This is a genomic window from Spirosoma sp. (assembly GCF_026391055.1).
Taxonomy (GTDB): domain Bacteria; phylum Bacteroidota; class Bacteroidia; order Cytophagales; family Spirosomataceae; genus Spirosoma.
The window spans coordinates 443,531-462,772 of sequence record NZ_JAPLET010000030.1 but is presented as its reverse complement, the minus strand read 5'-3'; the positions used below and the strand labels follow the sequence as shown (position 1 = coordinate 462,772).

Annotated in this window: 15 protein-coding genes; 5 read left to right on the top strand and 10 right to left on the bottom strand. The window is 51.2% G+C overall.

Translation table 11 applies throughout. The features are described 5' to 3' along the window. Positions 1-5,061, bottom strand: a complete 5,061-nt coding sequence (locus tag NT073_RS30935) for a translocation/assembly module TamB domain-containing protein (RefSeq protein WP_297381884.1) — start codon at positions 5,059-5,061, stop codon at positions 1-3. Positions 5,062-5,435: 374 nt separating this feature from the next. On the opposite strand from NT073_RS30935, the gene NT073_RS30930 reads away from it, so the two are divergent. The 3 genes from NT073_RS30930 to NT073_RS30920 all read left to right on the top strand — a co-directional run bounded on the left by NT073_RS30930 (position 5,436) and on the right by NT073_RS30920 (position 8,972). Beyond that, positions 5,436-6,251 (top strand): TerC family protein, encoded by an 816-nt coding sequence (locus tag NT073_RS30930; protein WP_297381882.1) that lies wholly within the window; start codon positions 5,436-5,438, stop codon positions 6,249-6,251. 108 nt (positions 6,252-6,359) lie between these two features. Beyond that, the gene (locus NT073_RS30925; protein WP_297381881.1) at positions 6,360-7,880 is read left to right on the top strand and encodes an NADH-quinone oxidoreductase subunit N; all 1,521 of its coding nucleotides are present in this window, start codon (positions 6,360-6,362) and stop codon (positions 7,878-7,880) included. A 90-nt stretch (positions 7,881-7,970) separates the two neighbouring features. After that, positions 7,971-8,972 carry a bifunctional ADP-heptose synthase gene (locus NT073_RS30920; RefSeq protein ID WP_297381880.1) on the top strand — a complete coding sequence of 334 codons (1,002 nt, stop codon included), beginning with the start codon at positions 7,971-7,973 and terminating at the stop codon, positions 8,970-8,972. Between the two features lie 184 nt (positions 8,973-9,156). Here the strand turns inward: NT073_RS30920 and hemE are convergent, their stop codons facing one another. Further along, entirely contained in the window at positions 9,157-10,191 is a 1,035-nt protein-coding gene (gene hemE, locus NT073_RS30915; RefSeq protein ID WP_297381878.1) for a uroporphyrinogen decarboxylase, read from the bottom strand. 174 nt (positions 10,192-10,365) lie between these two features. On the opposite strand from hemE, the gene NT073_RS30910 reads away from it, so the two are divergent. Then, on the top strand, positions 10,366-11,436 hold the full coding sequence (locus NT073_RS30910; protein WP_297381876.1) for a glycosyltransferase family 1 protein: 1,071 nt from the start codon (positions 10,366-10,368) through the stop codon (positions 11,434-11,436). 39 nt (positions 11,437-11,475) lie between these two features. Here NT073_RS30910 and NT073_RS30905 read toward each other — a convergent pair whose 3' ends face one another. The 5 genes from NT073_RS30905 to NT073_RS30885 are packed head-to-tail and all read right to left on the bottom strand — an operon-like array spanning position 11,476 to position 14,636. Then, positions 11,476-12,180 carry a hypothetical protein gene (locus NT073_RS30905; RefSeq protein WP_297381874.1) on the bottom strand — a complete coding sequence of 235 codons (705 nt, stop codon included), beginning with the start codon at positions 12,178-12,180 and terminating at the stop codon, positions 11,476-11,478. A gap of 26 nt (positions 12,181-12,206) precedes the next feature. Further along, the gene (locus tag NT073_RS30900) at positions 12,207-12,902 is read right to left on the bottom strand and encodes a hypothetical protein (RefSeq protein WP_297381872.1); all 696 of its coding nucleotides are present in this window, start codon (positions 12,900-12,902) and stop codon (positions 12,207-12,209) included. 10 nt (positions 12,903-12,912) lie between these two features. Beyond that, positions 12,913-13,611, bottom strand: coding sequence for a hypothetical protein (locus NT073_RS30895; protein ID WP_297381870.1), 699 nt, complete (start codon positions 13,609-13,611; stop codon positions 12,913-12,915). 6 nt (positions 13,612-13,617) lie between these two features. After that, the gene (locus NT073_RS30890; protein ID WP_297381869.1) at positions 13,618-14,289 is read right to left on the bottom strand and encodes a hypothetical protein; all 672 of its coding nucleotides are present in this window, start codon (positions 14,287-14,289) and stop codon (positions 13,618-13,620) included. Between the two features lie 2 nt (positions 14,290-14,291). Further along, positions 14,292-14,636 carry a PadR family transcriptional regulator gene (locus tag NT073_RS30885; RefSeq protein WP_297381867.1) on the bottom strand — a complete coding sequence of 115 codons (345 nt, stop codon included), beginning with the start codon at positions 14,634-14,636 and terminating at the stop codon, positions 14,292-14,294. Between the two features lie 175 nt (positions 14,637-14,811). Here NT073_RS30885 and NT073_RS30880 point away from each other — a divergent pair, with 175 nt between their 5' ends. After that, positions 14,812-16,653, top strand: a complete 1,842-nt coding sequence (locus NT073_RS30880; protein WP_297381865.1) for an ABC transporter ATP-binding protein — start codon at positions 14,812-14,814, stop codon at positions 16,651-16,653. A 134-nt stretch (positions 16,654-16,787) separates the two neighbouring features. On the opposite strand, the gene NT073_RS30875 is transcribed toward NT073_RS30880, so the two are convergent. The 3 genes from NT073_RS30875 to NT073_RS30865 form a co-directional block, all read right to left on the bottom strand. Further along, a complete protein-coding gene (locus tag NT073_RS30875; RefSeq protein WP_297381863.1) occupies positions 16,788-17,687 on the bottom strand; it encodes an S-adenosyl-l-methionine hydroxide adenosyltransferase family protein in 900 nt (299 codons plus the stop codon). Between the two features lie 10 nt (positions 17,688-17,697). Beyond that, positions 17,698-18,504, bottom strand: coding sequence for a bacteriorhodopsin (locus NT073_RS30870; RefSeq protein WP_297381861.1), 807 nt, complete (start codon positions 18,502-18,504; stop codon positions 17,698-17,700). Between the two features lie 63 nt (positions 18,505-18,567). Beyond that, on the bottom strand, positions 18,568-19,224 hold the full coding sequence (locus NT073_RS30865) for a DUF305 domain-containing protein (RefSeq protein ID WP_297381859.1): 657 nt from the start codon (positions 19,222-19,224) through the stop codon (positions 18,568-18,570). Positions 19,225-19,242 lie beyond the last annotated feature (18 nt).

Below are 19,242 nucleotides of genomic sequence, written 5' to 3'. Positions count from 1 at the left end.
TTAATTCAGGGCAGGGGCAGGCGATGACCGACGAAAGATCTCGGACAGTGTATTGAAATCCATTGAAATAATGAAGCCAACCCCCGTTTCAATAATATAGCCATCGAGCACGGCCTGGTAGTCGTTGCGACGATACGCCCGTAGTACGTAGCGACCATCGCGGGTAATGTTATAGTTGGCCGATATGTTGTCGAAGACTTGATTCTGGCTCGGAACAGCCGCGTTGGCCGAGTTGTCCAGCACAAAGTTTTTGCCGACCGAAACGGTTACCCGGCCCGCCAGAAAGCTCTTCGACAGGCCAACGTTCAGGTCGGTCCGGCTGCCGTTTGTGGTGCCGCCCGTATTGGCGCTACCCGCCTGCGAGAGCAAGTTGAAGTCGACATCGAAGCCTTTCAGTACACCCGATGCCAGCCGGCCTAACTGATCCGAAATGAGTTTGCTGACACTGCTGCGGGCAATGTTCTCGGCCTGAGTGTTCAACCCGCCATTGTCCGATCCCGAGAAGAAATCCGCGGAGTTCTCCGGCAGGAACCGACTCAGGATAAGCAGCGCAAACACCTGTTTGTTGATCTGCGCCGGGTCTTGGCGGAGTGTCCGCAGCTTCGTTTCAACGCTGGTGGCAAGGGAATTGTCTGATCCTGCCCCGTTGTTTTCTATTTCCGGAGCCCGAATGTCGAAACTAAGTTTGGGAGCCGCCAGATTGTCGCTGATGGTTAAGTCAACTTCAAACGGAAGTTTGCGCTTGAGTGATGCCGCACCAATGGCGTTAGACTCACTGCCGATCAGGTCCGACGGAGGGGCCGATACTTTATAAACGGCCGTCATGTTGATGTCGGCTTTGAGCGGATCGCCGGTAAAGTTGATGTAGCCGCCTTTCTGAAGCTCAAACTGTCGTTTCAGGACCTGGTAGGTAAGCGAGTATTCACCCTCGGTCACTTCGTACCGACCCAGTACGGTCACTTCGCCCGAAGCCGTAACGCCAACGTTGAGTCGGGCGTTGCCCCGTGCGCGGAGGTAGTCACCGTTCAGTTCGTCCACCACAATCGTCAGTTCCGATTTTTCATCAGCTTCCAGATCGACCGAAATGGTGGAGTTGCTTAACTGCTCAAAGGCCAGCCGGGGCCCCAGGGTATCCTGTTTGGGCTTGTACAGGTACTTTACCAGCGCCAGCGAATCGCTGTGGTTAATGAATGTCACAATGCCGTTAGCCTCATTTGCACTAGCCGCTTCATCGGGCAGCACCATCGAAATTTTACTACCGTCTTCCAGCCTGACGGTGCCATTGACGGACGCATTGGTACCCGTTCCTTTGATCCGAAGATCGGTGGTAACGGCGGCCTGTCCATAGGCGTAATCGTTGTCCTTCCGGCTGGCATTGAGCACCTGGAAATGGTCGGCCCGGACGCGCAGGTTGTACGCAGCATCGGGCAGATTTTTAAGCACCACGGTACCGTCTGTCGTTAACGTCCGGCCCTGTTCATCGCGCAGATCGAACCCGCTTAGGGTAATGGTCTGCCCCGAGAAAGCCAGCTTTTCCTTGTCGATGTTATACGTGGCATTGAGTTGTTTGATGTTGAACGCAACCGAGTCGAAGGATACGCTGCCATTCATCTGAGGATTGTCGACTGCCCCCGCAACGGTGAACTCGCCGGTGAGCTGTCCTTTTGCCTGCCGCAGTTCGCCAAAGCTAAAGGCTTCGATGGTGCGGGCGTCCAGCCGGTTTAGTTTGATGGCCAGATCGAGGGCTTGTTTGGCATTTTCGGGATTATAAAAGCCGGTAACTGTGGCATCATTGTAAGGGCCCGCCAGAACGGTATTTACGCCAATTCGTCCGTCGGTGTCGTTGCGGAAGCGGGCCGTGAGGTTACCAATCGGTTTGCTCATGACTTTCAGGCTGTCGACGTAAATGGAGCCCGTAAAGGCCATCTTACTATCCTGACTCATGTAGTCGCGCACGATCACAGTTCCGTTGAGCTGTCCGCTGGCCAGGGTAGTATCCTGATTGGCCAGGCGGGCCAGATTGCCCAACTCAATGGCGCGGGCCGTGACCCGTATGGGTGCATTGCCGTACTGTTCGGTACTACTGATTTCCAGCGATTGTTGGTCTGTTTCGATGTGCAAGCGGTTGATCAGCACACCATCACTGCCGTACTGAGCAAACCCCGACGTATCGGTTTGCCAGCGTTGGTAGTTCGTCAGCAGACCGTTGGGGGCAAACTGAAACCGGTAAGTGGAGTCGATTACAGTGAGCGTTCCCGAAAGGCCGTGCAGATCCTGGTTGATGGAATCTTTATTGACGACGGCAAACCGGAAGCGATTGTTGGCCGCAATACCATTTATGTTGGTCTGTCGAATTGTAATGCCATTATATAGTACGCCGTCTATGCGCCCGTCTACTTTCAATTGGTTGTTAGCACCTCGTATCGCCATTGTGCTCCCTTGTAGCGTAGTTGTGTCGTATACGACCACTCCGGTGCGCAGCGTTGCCGATAACGTTGTATCACGTGTGTTATCCAGATAAGCGTTGAACCGAACGGTGTCCATCCGGGTAAGTGCCGGGACAAACGCCTGGAACAACGGGTTTTGATACGCCTTCAGATTAAGCGTAAACGCATGTGGGGGCGGAATGCGTTTGTACGTCAGCGAGGGAAGGGCAATATATTGGCTAATCTCCCCGGCAATGATGTCGTACAACTGGGCATACTCGAACTGCCCGTTCAGGCGGAGTTGAGCACCCGGCAGTTGAGCGACAACATTTTTAATGGCCCCATCAGCCGATAGGCGGGCATAAAGAGAATCAACCGGATAGCTTTTGCCACTCAGGGTCACTACGGCATCGCTGGCCGAAACGGTACCAACGGGTTTAGCGGGGTCCGTAGAAGCCATGTCGAGGTTGATCTTGCCTTTCAGCGAGAGCGGGTCTTTGTACAGTTTTAGTTGCTGAAGGTTCAGCTCATTAATGACCGTTTGTCCCGCCACGCTTGGGAAATTACCTTTTAAATTGGCTTTGATGTCGAGGGCCAGGTTGGCGTTCGGGTCTTTCAGCGCACCCACCAGATTAAGATTTCCATTCGCCAGTCGGCCTTCGGCGTCGAGATTCTGGTAGCGGTATCCGTTCAGCTCGGCCGATTGTATGGCCAGATCGAAGCGGGTAGTCAGCGTATTTACATCAATGCCTCGCCCATCGACCGTAGCGCGTCCGGTAATTTTCCCAACCGTACCCGTTTGTTTGAGCCATTTACCAGCATCGAAATCGTTCAGATTAAGCGTGCCTTTGTATGTCTGGTTCTTTCCGGCGACGAACCCGGCCAACCGCCCATCAAACCCGGCCGTACCCCAAGCGGTGTTCAGTTTGGCATCCAGAACAAGGTCATTTAGCGCGCCTTTCAGCTTACCCGTCAGGTTAAAGGAGGGAGGTAGTGCAATGGATGAAGGTATTGTTCCTTTTGGCACCAGCTTGTTGATGTCGGCCAGATTCGTGGTTGCATCCTGAATGGCCATATCGACGCCGATGCGGTCGGGGTCCGTTACGTTGGTTAACCGGCCGCTGGCTCTGATTCTGGTCCCGGACAGCATATCGAATTCCAGACGGGGCAGGTTTAGGGCAGCTAGTGTACCCGTGGCCTGAGCATTGGCCCGGAAAACACCCCCTCGATTACCCGCGAAGGGCGGTGTATCGGCCAGGAAAGGTGCCAGTTGAAGAACATCCTCAACCGATAACCGGCTTTGCCGCAGGTTGACCCGAACGGCTACGCGTTTGGCAAAACGGGGGTCTGTCAGTTGGCCGAGCGAGTCATACCGAAGCACCAGTTGATCCCGCAGCAAACTTGTTGGCGTTTGTACGTAGAGTTTGGTGATTGTGGTTGTCGTGTCGGTATATAAAATGTTGCCTTCGAGTTGCTGAAGAACGAAGCCGCTGGTGGCTCGAAACCGGCCATTTCGCAACTGTCCACTAATGCGCTGCCCCCGTTTGCCCAAGTCCTGATAAACCAGGAAACGGCCGTCGATGCCCAGATTTTGTAAATCGAGGTGGCCATAGTCAAGGCCTGTTTTTTGCCGGGGTGCCGTTTCATCATCGTACCGTATGCGATTGTTGGCAAACCGCACATTGGTTAGCCGGGCCTGCCAGCCGGGGGTAATCGCCGACGTTGCCGATGGTGGGGTAGGGACGGCTTTTTTCGTCGGTTTCGTCAGGGTAGCTGCCACATCGGCGTTAGCTAGGTCGAGGGATTTAATGCCTATCTTTTCGCCATCCAGGTAAAAATAATCGGATTCCATGGCCAGCCGTTCGGCACTACCTTTGGTCTTAAAGTCGGCCGTTTCGACCCGGATGTCCCATCTGGCCCGGTTGATCTGCCACTTTCCGAGGGCCAGATCGAGAGTATCGCCGGGTTTGCTGGGTGCGCCGGGGGGCGTTGGTAACCCTTCGTACAATCGGGTATACACGTCAAGTCCGTTGACGGCTACATTAGACAAATGGTATTTAGAAGTAGTAACGTCTGTGGCGCTAAAGCCCGCCCGCAGACTGTCCATATAGGCATTGACATCGGCCCCGGTAACGTCGTCCTTATACTTGATACGAACATCTTTCAGGGCAATCCCCGTCAGGTTGATGGCCATGGGTGTCGACACCGTATCGGATGGTTCCGGCGCTGCGCCTGTATCAAATGCGTTAAGGATGTATTGAAAGTTGAAAGCCGTGTCGGGTAATGTTCGGCTGATATTCAGGCGAATATGTTCCAGTTCGATCTGGTTAATGGCAACGCGGTTGTTGAGTAAGCCCCACATATCGAGGTCGACACGCATTCGGCCTCCGTTGAGGAGTGTATCACCTTTCGGGGTTTTAAAGAAAACATCTTCCAGTTCAACCCAATCGGGAATGGAGTAACGGATACGCCCGATGTGAAAGGGCGACTGAAGTTTCTGGGCGAGATAGGAGTTTACCTGCCGGGTAACCAGTTGCTGCCCCCAGGGTGTTGTGGCAATAATGACCACAAATCCTGCCAGCAACAGCACGATAGCTAATAAACCAAGTAAAATTCGGACAAACAGTTTCGACACAAGACGCTGAGTTTTGACGGGTAACTAACCGGTTTAGGATCGAATCAGATTACTACGCATTGCGTTTATAACGAGCCAACGGTAAATATGTTACCAGCTTGTTTTAAAGCAATCAAATGTCCACAAATATCTTTTATTTATGAAACTGTGCAGTTTCTGTTGGTAATTTTCGACGCTTCCTGTTAAGCTGGGTCACCCTGTGTAGTATAACTATACGAAGCTAATCCTTGTTTCGTTGCCAGCGCCCCAGGGTTGTGGCCATTTACCAACCGTCAAACCTACCCACCTTTTGTCCGATGCAGCGTTCTTTCTTGAACAAGTTGTTGCAGACCTGAACGGCAGGGGGTAATTTTGGCCTTCACCTTTGTTCACGTATGAGCGATCTTTTTACTGCTGAGTCCATCGTCAGCCTGCTTACCCTGACATTTCTCGAAATTGTTCTGGGTATCGACAATATCATCTTCATTTCCATTGCGGCCAATAAACTAGCCCGGAATGATCAGCCCAAAGCGCGGAATATCGGCTTAATGCTGGCCATGGCTTTCCGGTTGGCGCTATTGATGGGTATTTCATTTGTTATATCACTTAGTAAACCTTTCACGCACATTGATGCTGGCTGGTTTAAAGCGGCTTTGACCGGTCAGAGCCTGATTCTGTTTGCGGGCGGATTGTTCCTCTTATATAAAGCCACATCCGAAATTCACCACAAGTTGGAAGGGGGTGAAGAAGAAGAAATTGAGGGAGGGGGTATCAAAGGAAAAGCCACGATCTCCAGTGTGGTTACGCAGATAGCCGTTACCAACATCGTCTTTTCCATCGACTCCATCCTGACAGCCATTGGCCTGACCCAGAACGTAACGATCATGATGATTGCAGTGGTTCTGTCGGTGGTAATTATGATGTTTTTCGCCGGGCCTGTCGGCTCGTTTGTTAATGAGCACCCAACCATACAAATGCTGGGATTGGCGTTTTTGATCATGATCGGGTTTATGCTCGTGGCCGAAGGAGCCCACCTGTCTGAAGTTGTCATTTTCAAGCAGGAAGTGGGCGTTGTGCCAAAAGGGTATTTATACTTCGCCATTGCCTTCTCGCTACTGGTCGAATTCCTCAATATTCGGTTACGTAAAACGCAGACGCCGGTAAAACTGCGCGGCTATGAAGGACGACCCGACCGCGATGGGATGATTTAGGTTTCATTTAAGAGTGTGGAGTAGTGGAGTGATTGAACTAGTAAACTCAATCACTCCACTCACGCCAACTACTTTCACCTACTCTCACCACTTTTACCAATCACTATTTTGCCGCTTACCGACCAATTAAACGACATTTTAAGCAGCCTCGGCGGTTTCGGACCGGAAATCTGGCTGTCTGTAGCTTTTTGTGTTGTGTTAATTGCCGAACTCCTTCTGGTTCGGTCATTAGCCTTACCCAAAGCTCGTTTATACCTGGCTGGATTAAGTGTTGCCGTACTGCTGGTGGCTGGCGGCTGGGCCGTGCTCTTGCCCACACGCGGTTTTCTGTTCATGCACCTGCTCTTTGTCGATCAGCAGGCCATTTTTATTCAGCTGGTCGTTGCTCTGAGCGCTGCGTGTGTCGTGTTGTACGAAGCGTTTACATCGCCCATCAATCAGGCCATCGACCGGCCGAAACTGCCGCTGGAATGGTATTCCCTGCTGATTGCCATGACGCTTGGGTTGTTCCTGATGACTTTGTCCGTCAACATGCTCAGCATCTACCTGAGCATCGAACTGGTCTCCATCTGCTCTTACTTATTAACTGCCCTCACCGCCGACCGGAAAGCCTCCGAGGGCGGTATCAAATACCTGCTGTTCGGGGCGATCAGTTCGGCCGTTATGCTCTACGGTATGTCGTTGCTGTATGGCATGACCGGCACCCTCGACCTCACCGCTGAAGCATTCGGAGCGGAGCTGGCCCGGCAGGACGGGGCAATTGTTGCTGTAGCGATGCTGCTGACGCTGGCCGGACTGTTATTTAAACTGGCTGGCGTGCCGTTTCACGTCTGGACCCCCGATGCTTACGAAGCGGCCCCTGTGCCGGTAGCCGCTTTTTTTTCGGTGGCTCCCAAAGCCGCTGCGGTGCTGGTGTTGATGCGGGTGGTAACGGCCTTGCCTATCGAAGTACCGGCGGGTGGTACAACGGCCGTTGTGCTACAAACGCCATTGGCCGTTCTGGCGCTGGCGGGTATCTTGATCGGTAACCTGTCGGCTCTGCGGCAAACAGATGCCAAGCGGCTGCTGGCGTATTCGACCATTGCCCACGCCGGTTTTCTGCTGGTGGGTGTGGTTGCGTTCAACGAAGCCGGTTTCGATGCGGTATTGTTTTACATTGGTACTTACCTGTTTATTTCGCTGGCTGCTTTCTTTCTCATCGACCTGTTGGCCCGGAGTAACGGAAGCCGACTTACGATCAAAAATTTTGCCGGTTTGGGGGCCAAGCAACCATTGCTGGCTGTTGCACTGACGGTCGTGATGCTGGCCCTGACGGGCCTGCCGCCAACGGTGGGCTTTACAGCTAAGCTCCTGTCGTTTTCTGCCTTGTATGACGCTTACCAGCAACGTGGCGATACCTGGCTGCTGGCGCTGTTTGGCTTAGGTTTGCTTAACGCCCTGATTTCGCTGGTCTATTACCTCAAAATTCCGTTCCTGCTATTTTTTCGTCCGGCATCGGAAGACTCCGAACAGAATATCCCTGTTCGCCTGCCCGCAGCAGCGGTCTGGCTGGCGGTTGGTTTGGTGGTACCTATCATCGTGTTATTTGTAAAACCCGATCTGTTACTCAACCTCATTACGGTTCGATGATCGCTCCATTCCATCAAAGACAATACATGCTTTCGGAAAAGGCGTTGCCGTTTCGTTTCTTTGTATCCTGAAACAAGCTGTTTGGTGAATATGAGTCCGGTTGGTGTCTTGGATATGTCTATTGACGAGCTGTTCGATCAGTTCGATAAACTTCGCGTGTTAATTGTTGGCGATGTGATGCTCGACTCCTACGTATGGGGGCGCGTTGAGCGGATTTCGCCCGAAGCACCGGTTCCTGTCGTAACGGTCGACCGGCGCGAGTTACGTTTGGGGGGAGCCGGAAACGTACTGCTGAACGTACAGGCGCTGGGAGCGGAAGCCATTATTTGCTCCATCATCGGTACTGATGCACCGGGCGACCAGCTCGAACAGGAACTCTGCAACCGGGGCCTCAACTGCGATGGGCTCATTCGAAGCGCAGACCGGATCACGACCATTAAAGAACGCATCATTGCCGGTTCCCAGCAGGTGGTTCGGGTAGATACGGAAACGGATAAATACATTACTACCGACGAACGAACGCGGTTAATTACCAAAGCAAAAGAACTGATCCCAACCTGCCATGTCGTTATTTTTGAAGATTACGACAAGGGGGTGCTCAGTAAAGAAGCCATTGCCGAAATAACGGATTTTGCCAATGAGCAGGGCGTTCCAACGGTTGTTGATCCCAAGAAACGAAACTTCCTGTCGTACCAGAATACTACGTTGTTCAAGCCGAATCTTAAAGAGCTGCGAGAGGGGTTGAAAGTAGATTTTGACGTCGATAAACCGGAGGAGTTTCAGGCCGTTGTCAACCAGTTGAAGGAAACCCTGAACCTGAAAGGTGCCCTGATTACGCTCTCGGAGCGGGGTGCTTATATTGATTACAAAGGGGAACGGCTGAAACTACCGGCTCACATCCGCAAAATTGCCGATGTTTCCGGCGCGGGCGATACCGTTATCAGTATTGCGGCCTGCTGTGTGGCTCTCCAGCAACCCCCTCACATTATTGCAGGGTTGTCGAACCTGGGCGGTGGACTGGTTTGCGAATCGGTTGGTGTAGTACCTATTGATAAGGCCCTGCTGAAGCAGGAAGCCAAAGAGAGTTTGTAAAGAGAAGGCATCATGATGATGTGACGCCGGGTTCTTAAACCCGGCATAGTAAGGTTTCTCAAAACCGTCTATGTGTTTAAACGCAAAGGTTTTGAGAAACCTTACCTGTTAGGTTCTTAAACCTGACAGCACCGAACCGGGGCCTGACGTTATCGGGATCAGGCACTATTGGCAAACAACGCGTTTACATCTCTTTAATGGCATCCACAAAACACCGGGCCTTGTCGGGATCAGTATCGGGGTAGATGCCGTGGCCGAGGTTAGCAATGTAATGCTGATGACCGAAATCGCTAAGCATCTGTTTCGCTTCTGCCCGAATCTGAGCAAAATCAGCGTATAACACACAAGGGTCTAAATTGCCCTGCAACACCCGGTCCGGGATTAACGCCCGCGACTCTTTGGGGTCCATGTTCCAGTCCAGTCCTACCACGTCGCAACTCAGCTGACCAATTTCGTGCCGGGCGAAGAAAGCCCCTTTGGCAAAAACTGTCACGGGCACGTCACGGTCCGGCGTTCCGGAAATCACATCACAAATCTGTTTGATGTAAGGCAGCGAAAACGTTCGGTATTGCTCCGGCGAGAGAATGCCCGCCCACGAATCGAAAATCTGAACCAGATCGACGCCCGCCCGAATCTGTGCCTGTAAATACGCGATCGTACTATCCGTAATTTGCTGAAGCAGGGCGTGAGCAAAGTTGGGGTCGGTATACAGCAGTTTCTTGGCTACTGAGAAGGTCTTCGAGCCTTTGCCTTCGGTCATGTAGCAGAAAATGGTGAACGGGGCTCCGGCAAAGCCAATGAGTGGCACTCGATTGTTCAGCTCTTTTTTGGTTAGTTTAATGGCGTCGAGCACATAGCCCAGATCGCTTTCAGCATCGGCCACGCGCAGGCGACTCAGATCGGCCTGATTACGGACGGTGGTCGGGAAAACGGGTCCCCGGCTTTCGATCATTTCGTAGGGGAGGCCCATCGCTTCGGGTACGACAAGGATATCCGAGAAGATGATAGCTGCATCTACATCGAAGGCGTCGACCGGTTGGATCGTCACTTCAGCGGCCAGCTCGGGGGTTTTAGCCAACGTGATGAAGCTCCCGGCTCGCTCCCGAACAGCCCGGTATTGCGGTAAGACCCGCCCCGCCTGCCGCATCATCCAGACCGGCACCCGCTCGGTCAATTCACCCCGCGCGGTGCGGAGCAACAAGTCATTTTGTAAAGTCATGGTGCAAAAGTAAGTCTGAACCGGGATTTTTATGATTGAAATGATTCGTGTGATTTGTTTTGTTTAACTGAAAGTAAAAAAGCCGTGCCACGGTTCAGAATCGTGGCACGGCTTTTTTACTTTCAGACGAAGTACTCTTAAAATTTCCCAATTTTGTCGAAATCTTCAACTGGTATGCCTTCTCTCTTTATCGACGCCGAACGCCTGCGCGACCTCAACAGTGGTCTGGGCCAGGTTTGTTTACACCTCGGCCACGAACTGGTTCGTCAGCGTCACGACGGGTGGAAATTGACGTTTCTTGTTCCGAAAGGAGAAACCGGTGTATTCGGCGATACGGTGTCGTACATAGAAGCGTCGTGGCTACGAAAATTTTGGACACCCGGTACTTATGAGGTATGGCACTGCCTGCATCAGGAGTCGGCCTACCTGCCGCACGACAAGGCGAAGATGATTCTGACGATTCATGACCTGAATTTTCTGGAACGCGTCGATTATTCTGAGGCCAAGAAAGCCCGTAAGCTGGTAACGCTACAGCGAAAAGTGGACCGGGCGGATGCGCTGACGGCTATTTCGGTCTACACGGCCTCGGTGGTAAAGCAGCAGCTTCGTGTGCCCGATACAAAGCCGGTTCGGGTGATCACGAACGGTGTAGCGATTAGCGAACACGATCTTCGGGCCGATGGCCCGCGACCGGCTTTTCTGGAGGGCAACGATCACCCGTTTTTTCTGTTTGTCGGCGTTTTGCATCCCAAGAAAAACATACACACCCTCTTGCCGCTGCTCGAAGCTTTCCCCGACTACCGGCTGATCCTAGCGGGTCCGGATGGACACCCCTATGCGCAGCACATCCGCGAGCAGGCACAAAAACTGGGCGTCGCTGACCGGTTGCTAATGCCTGGCCCGGTCGATGAAGCGACTAAGTCGTGGCTTTACGCTCATTGTGAAGCATTTTTGTTCCCCTCCTTGGCAGAAGGGTTCGGTTTGCCCGTTGCCGAAGCCATGACATTTGGCAAGCCGGTGTTCATTTCCAACCTCACGAGCTTACCCGAAGTAGGTGGCAAAGAAGCGTATTACTTCGAAGATTTCGAGCCGGAGAATATGGCCAAAGTACTGCACGATGGGCTCCACGATTTCGGCCAGAATTCCCTGCGCGAGGAGCGTCTCCGCAGACGGGCGGCCGGATTTAGCTGGCCAAAGGTGGCGACAGAATATTGGCAGTTATATGAGGGGCTGGTGAATCCCTAACCAGTGGCGTCCGGCTTTGCGCTATTGGTTCAGGACTATTTATCGATTTGGATAAACGTCATACAGCGATTCATACATAATATTGCCGGTTCGCGTGTACAGGCCAACGAATCCCAGGTAAAGCGAAATGAGCATAGGCTGAACAGGATAAGGCAGGAAGGGGAAAATTCCTAGAAACCCCATTCCTCCTGCTCCATACATGATGAGAAGTAGTACGGAATGGCGTGTGACCAAATACAGTGCTTCGGTAGGGACGTTGTAAAATCCATGCCTGAACACAGTTTTTAGGTAAGGCCACATTAAGCTCATTAGCAAGATAATAAACCCCAGAAGCGTTCCACTTGCAAAGCCATAATAGAAGTCGTCATCCAACTCCAATCCATTCGCTGGATTAGGTGAGTAAATAACAAAAGATAGGAGAAGTATAACCGCGTAGATGGGCAGCGTTTGCCGCCATAACAACGGTTTCTGAAATTGCATAACTAATGCCTGACGCCAACGCTCATCGTACTGCCGGAAGGTGACCCGGTTGTACTGACGCTCCATTTTCTGCAACCCGTTACGACCCCCAAACGCCTGTTGGGTATCCGTCAGGGCGGTTTCGAAGGTCATGCCCTGCGCCATACGGTCGAGCAGAGCCGTGGTGTAATGGTCAGTCAATTCGAGAATTAATTCCTCGTTTGTGAGCAGGTTCGTCTCGCGAAGGTGATAACCGAGGGTGGATTGCTGGGCGGGCGTGAGCATGGGATGATGTAGTCGAAAAAGGTGAGTCAGACGGGGGTAAAGCCTTTCGTAGATTGCTGTTTATAAAGCTCGACATAACTAAGCGTGTACAGCATGGCTACGAATGTTAAGGCAGCGGATAAACCGGTGTGCCACTCGAACAAGTAAAGGCGTTTTGGATCATTCAGGAAGAATATACCTGCCAAAGCAGGGACTTGAATGACAGCCAGACACAGATAATTGCCATAGCGGGCCTGCCGGTATACAACCTCCCGCCGAAGCGAATGGAGCGTTTGGTGTCTTCGAACCCGTTGTTGCCAGAAAAGCCGTACTTCACCCGGAAGGAACAGCAAATAGGGGAAGAATGATAACGCCATAAAAGCGACTGGCAAAACAAACGGTGATACTTTGCCGGCCGCTAAGTACGCCAATACACCAGCCAGCAGGGTTGTAATGATTGTAGGCCAGCGAAAATAACGGCGCACAATGGCCCAGTGCTGCACCTGCATTTGCTTCAACAATAGTTTCTTATACCGCTCCTGAATGTGAGAAATGCCCTGTCCGCTTCCCAAGCTGATCCACGCTTTTCGGCTGGCCTCGTCAAACGAGTAACCTTCGTCTATCCCACGCTCGGTCAGGCTGGCGTAATGGTCCAGTAGTTCGTCCAGCACCTCTTTGTAAGAAATGTTCGCTTCCTCAAGCAGGTCCTGACGGAGAACAGCGAGTTGGTCGGATGTGAGCATGTTCGGTTAGTTAAGCGGACTTAGGGAGACGTTGGTTACGTTCTTTCAATAAAATGTGTCTCATAGCCAGCACAATGGCCGCGTAATAAACAAGGCACAGCGTCTCCAGCAAGGTTTGCAGCGATAGGAGTACCGACGCCGGGAGGCTTAAATCGTACTTTGGCAGGCCGTATTTATTGAGAAGTAACAGGGACATACTAAGCAGATAGGCCGTAATAAAAACCGGCGAACTCGGTTGCCCAACGGCCTGACTAACCTCATTCCGATTCTGATAAAGAACGAAAATACCCTTGGCAATACTAATAAGAACAGAAAACGTAACAAATAGAAAGCCAACAGCCAACCCTGTTTTTACCATATCCTCCGCACCAAAATATGTATTGATTATATACAACCCAATGAATAGGCTGGTGGTAATCGGCCGTCTTGATCCATTCATAAAGGAACGAATCACCTGCCATTCCAGCTGTCCGAGTTTTCGGTAACGCTGCACCTGATAGTCCTCTTCCATTTTAAGCAAGCCTTTGCGCCCGCCAAAGCCGGTATGTATTTCCCGCAGGGCCAGATCAAAAGCCATCCCCTGCGCCAGTCGGTCAGTGATGCCATTGATGTAATGATCGGTGAGTTCGGTAATTAGGTCTTCGTTGAGCAACCAGTTTTCCTTGCGCAGATGCTGGTCGATGGCGGTGAGTTGGGCGGGCGTGAGCATAGCGGCTTAAACGAATTTGTGTTTATACTGATGCTGGAATAGTTGGATGAAACTCGCGGTGTAAAGTAACAGGAGCAGGCAAATAAGAACCGAAATAGTGGGGTATGTCTGCAAAAACGTTCTTGTTGACTCAGGAGCGTTTTCTAAAAAGTGATTGGGTAGGTTTAGGCTTAGGTGGAAAAGACAAACGGCTAATCCGCATTTATTTAACAGATATTCCCAGATTAGTTTGCCCGTATCAGTTTGCTGATGAAATCCATAATAATACCCTCGAAGGATGAATAGAAACGGTATTACACCAATAAGCAATGTGCACACTATTAACCGTTTTACCGGTATCAGCGGAACTACCATGTACACTAGCAATCCAACAAGTATGGTAGTGACCAGCGTGGGCCAGCGGAAATAACTCTTTAAAATGGTAATATGCTGCATTTTGATCTGCTGCTCAATGGCCTTAACAAACGACGCCTGAATTTTCTGAACGCCTTTTTCGGCCCCCAGCTCAGCCCAGGCCTGTTTGCTGGCTTCCTCAAAGGCCATACCAATCGTCATTTTCTGTTCGGTCAGGCTGGCGTAATGGTCGAGCAATTCATCAATGACATCATCGTATTTGATGTCGCCAAGGCCAATCAAATCGAAGCGCAGGTATTTCAGTTGAAAAGGTGTCAGAGCCATGATTACATGGATGGTTTAAGTTTCAGAACCAGATTCAGGTTTTCCAGAAAGGCGGCTAACTCGGCGATGCGCCCGGCGGCTTCGGTATGGCCGGTTTTAGTGAGCGAGTAGTATTTACGGGTGCGTCCGTCGACAATCTGGGTTTCGGTGGTAAGCAGCCCATCAGCTTCGAGTTTGTGCAGAGCGGGGTAGAGGGCACCTTCGGTAATGGTCATTTCGCCCGCCGTCAGGTCTTTCACCTTTTGCGTAATCTCGTAGCCGTACATCTTCTCGCGGTCTTCCAGCAACCGCAAAATCATAACCGACAGGCTACCTTTTAGTAAAGAGGAATTTGAGGACGTATTCATGACCCAAACGTACAAAAGAGTTTTATATACCTCCAAATCTTAGGTATACTTTTTTGACCTGGATTTATGTGATTTTTTTGATTACTCTGATTTTTTCAGGGAAGGCAACCTTTTAAAATCATGGTCTGTCAAAAAAATCACATAAATCCAGGTTCGGATTAACTTTGCACCATCAATGAAAACATACCTTCGATTACTTTCTTTTGCCAAACCACTCGGGCGTTTCCTGACACCGTTCGTGTTTACGTCGCTGTTGTCCAGTGTTTTTGGCGTGTTGAATTTTGCACTGCTCATCCCGCTGCTCAGTACGCTATTTAATCAGGTTGATACCGGGCAGGTAAAGAAGCTTTTAAGCCAGCCTTCCCCTTCATTTGTATCCTTCTTTACGTCGCCAACCAAAGTCTTTAATTATTACTTTGCTCAGGCCTTTCAGGAATATGGAAAAGTTGGGACACTTAAGTTCGTTTGTGTCGTTATTATCCTATCCGTACTGCTTAACAATGTTTTTAAATACTTGTCAGTTAGGCAATTGGAGTCGTTCAAGGCCAGAATGGTGGCCAGGCTGCGCGAGGCTGTTTTTGCCAAAACGCTGCAACTTCACCTTGGTTTTTTCTCGAATGAGCGCAAAGGCAATCTCATTTCCCGGACTACCACCGACGTACAGGAAGTAGAAAACTCAATTGCCAACACCCTGTCAGCAGCTTCCAAAGAGGTGTTTCTGCTGATTGGTTACGTCGTTGCGCTACTCAGTATTTCGATCAAACTGACGCTTTTTGCCATCGTCGTTATTCCCATTTCTGGGATTTTTATTGCCACGCTGGTTCGCCGGATGAAGCGCGACGCGCAGGAAGGCCAGCAACGATTGAGCGGTCTGGTGAGCCTGCTCGACGAGACCTTTGGCGGTATGCGCGTGGTGAAAGGGTTCGTGGCTGAAGGCTTTATTCTGGACAAGTTCCGGCGTGAAAACGAAGGCTATCGTGACGCCATCCGCTCGCTGGCCAACCGGCGCGAACTGGCGTCACCCTTCTCGGAAGTGGTTGGTGTGGCCGCCGTAGCCAGTATTCTGTACTACGGTGGATTGCTGATCCTGAATGGACAGTCGGACTTGACGGCGTCGGAATTCATCGCCTACATCGCCATTTTCTCGCAGGTGACACGTCCGGCCAAAGATATCTCCAACGCCTTCAGCGGGTCGCAGCGGGGGCTGGCTTCGGGCGAGCGGGTGCTCGAACTGATCGACACGGTACCCACGGTGCAGGATAAACCCGATGCGGTGACGCTGACTGGTTTCCGCGATAAGATTTCGGTGCAGCATGTATCGTTTGCCTATAACGTAGATACCCCCGTGTTGCGGGATATTACGTTCGATCTTCAAAAAGGCAAAACCATTGCGCTGGTGGGTTCATCGGGCGGAGGAAAGTCTACCATTGCCGATCTGATTCCGCGTTTTTATGATCCTACGGCCGGGCAAATCCTGATTGATGGCGTCGACATGCGCGATTGCAGCATGGCCTCACTGCGAGCGCAAATGGGTATCGTGACGCAGGAGAGTATTCTGTTCAACGACACGATCTTCAACAACATCGCCTTTGGCAGTGCTGCCACCGAGGCCCAGATTATGGAAGCGGCCCGGATTGCCAATGCACACGACTTTATCATGGCCCAGTCCGATGGGTACCAGACTATCATTGGTGATCGGGGCGGCAAACTATCCGGTGGGCAACGACAGCGCATCAGTATTGCCCGCGCCATCCTGAAAAACCCGCCAATTCTAATTCTGGACGAAGCTACCTCCGCTCTAGATACGGAATCCGAAAAACTGGTGCAGGAAGCCCTGACGCGCCTGATGGCTAACCGCACAACGCTCGTGATTGCCCACCGGCTCAGTACCATTCAACACGCCGACGAGATTCTGGTGGTCAATCAGGGACGCATCGTAGAGCGCGGACGGCACGATGAACTCCTCACACTAGATGAAGGATTTTACCGAAAGTTAAGCACGATGCAGAGTGTGTAATTGTAGTACCGACCGCCGATGCGTCGGACCGACCGGTCGGGTGAATGTGGTTGTGGTGTCGGGTCCTCAGACCCGACACCACAACCACCAGTATCATGAATTGAAACCCGACTACACCTATTTCACTTACTACACTAGTTACCACTAACCACAATTCTCCAGTCCGGGCCACTGAACACTTTGTACTTCTCCGAAAAATTGCCCTGATTGATGGCGATGGAGAAGTTGAGCAGGCTGTTTATATAAGCTACATCGTCGCCAACAGGAGCTTCACCAAAAGTATTTACCATCCGAACGGTTTTATCGTACAGGCTCGTTTCGCCATGGAAGATCTGTACCCGCACCGATTCGCCGGGTCTTACGCTTAGCTGGTTGATCAGGGCGCGGGGAATATTGCTCCAGACGTTGCCATACTGAACGTCGAGCACCGGAATATTTCCCTGCACAATACCCTCTTTATAAGTCACCTTCTGATAGGCCAGCTTTACAACCTGATTAGGCAATTTCGAGCCTACCTGTTGAAACGTGATAACCTTTGCTGCCAACCGGGCTGCCGTATACGCATATACATCGCGGCCATGAAAGGTGTAAGAGGCCCCGGAGTTCTTCAATCGGTTGATCGCTTCGTCGATCTGCCGGATTTCGGCAATGCCAATGTGTTCGGCCAGCAGGGTGAGCGTGCCGTTATCGGGTGTAACAATGTAGTGCCCCGATTTAGTGAGCATTACTACCGATCGCCGTTCTGTACCCACACCAGGGTCGCAAACGGATACGAAAACGGTGCCTTTGGGGTAGTAGGGGACGGTTTGGTGTAGACGATAGGCCGCTTCCCAGATGTTGTACGCCGGAATTTCGTGGGTTAGGTCTTCCAGCTTAAGGGTTGATGATACCCCCAGTGCCACGCCTTTCATTGCTGATACGGCTCCATCTTTCAATCCAAAATCAGATTGAAAAACAACGATGCCATTTTGCCCCTTTGCCAATGAGGCCAGCGAAAGAATAAACAAGCAAATTAAGCCGTAAATAAGTCGCATAGAGTTCCCTTTAAGTTTTACTCTGAATGGTTTTGGTGAGGGTAAAATACGCGGCCAGCCCCAAGCCGACTTTACTGATCAAATCAGTGGTTGTATATAGAATGTGAATTAAGTTGAAGTCAATAGCGGTAAGCGAGAGAACGTAGCCGATAGGGTAGGCAACGGCAAAAGCTGCTACAGAAGTTGCCACCAGTTTAGAAATTCGTCGTTCGTCGGGTTGAACCTGATCGGCTGATTGTCTCCAAATTCCGAGTAGTATTCGCCCAATGAAGGCATAGCCAAGCATAGAAATAGCTCCCCAGATTAATTTGGGGCCGACCATAATCTCGTTGTCGAAGGCGAGTTGTTGATGACCTATGTAGCCGGTCAGAATCGTAAAAAGACCGGCTGTCACTAGCGTAACGAGTGTTCGGGTACTCCGGCCCGAATTCGTATTTTGTATTGTAAGCGCCTGAATAAGCAGCAGGGGAATCGTTACGGCCCAATCCATAAAGCGGTACTGACCGATGGCATTGTACGATTCGCGAATGAGTACCTGCCGGTTTTCGGGATCAGTAACTGTTACCAGTTCGGCCAGCATGTCGTGGTAATACCCCTGAATCTGGTAGTAGGAGAAGCCCGCAATAGCCGTAGTAACGGCCGTTAAAATGAGTGGTAAGGACTGATCGTGTTGGGCGGGCATGGCCGGCCGCACAGCTAGAGCGGCAATGAATGTACCCACAAAAGTATAGGTAGCTACTACTAAAAAGAAGTAAGTGACTAATGGGAGAATGCCAACGACACCTGCCGTTGGAACAAACGAATCGGCTATTTCCATGAATGTACTAACGTTAGTAGCGTCAAAACTAACGTTAGTACATTCATGGTGCAACGATTGGCTTTATTTAGGTGTGGTCACCATCGTTTTCATTTGCTGCATCTGTTGCGTCGATTTATCGATCAACTGCTGAGCGTAGGCCTTGAGTGTGCTGTTTTTACCGTATTGCAGGTAAGTTTTAGCCAAGTCGATGGCATCCTGGCGCTGGTCGATCAGAAGCGTCGAGAAGTTATTATCCAGATTACTGGTCAACTTATCGCTGGCTCCCGTTTGCTGTAACTTCAGGCTCATTGCTTCAACATTTCGGCCTTGCTGTTGTGTATATGCCTGATTTGGCCGGGTTGGCTTAAGGCTGGTCAGGGTGCTGGTCAGCTGCGATAACTCGGTTTCACTGGCTGTCAGCAATGTCTGGGCCATTTGTTTCAGAGATGAATCTTTCCCGTTCTGGATTTCCTGTTTTAGCAAATCCTGCGCTCCCTGTGCATGGACTTTAGCCTGAAAAGCATAGTCGAAGTCAGGGTCGCCGGTTGCCTGTAGCTTTTTCATTTTTGTAACCATCTGCTGAAGCGGTTGCAGCAGCATTGTTTTGGCCGGGTCGCTTGCTGTTGAAGCACTGGCTGTTGCGCCACCCGTTGTGGCCTGGGCGCAGGCTACCAGCGAACTACCGGACAGAAGGGCCGCCAGTGCCCAAACGGCAGGGTTGGATTGGAACGTTTTCATTAGATGTACTTATTTTTT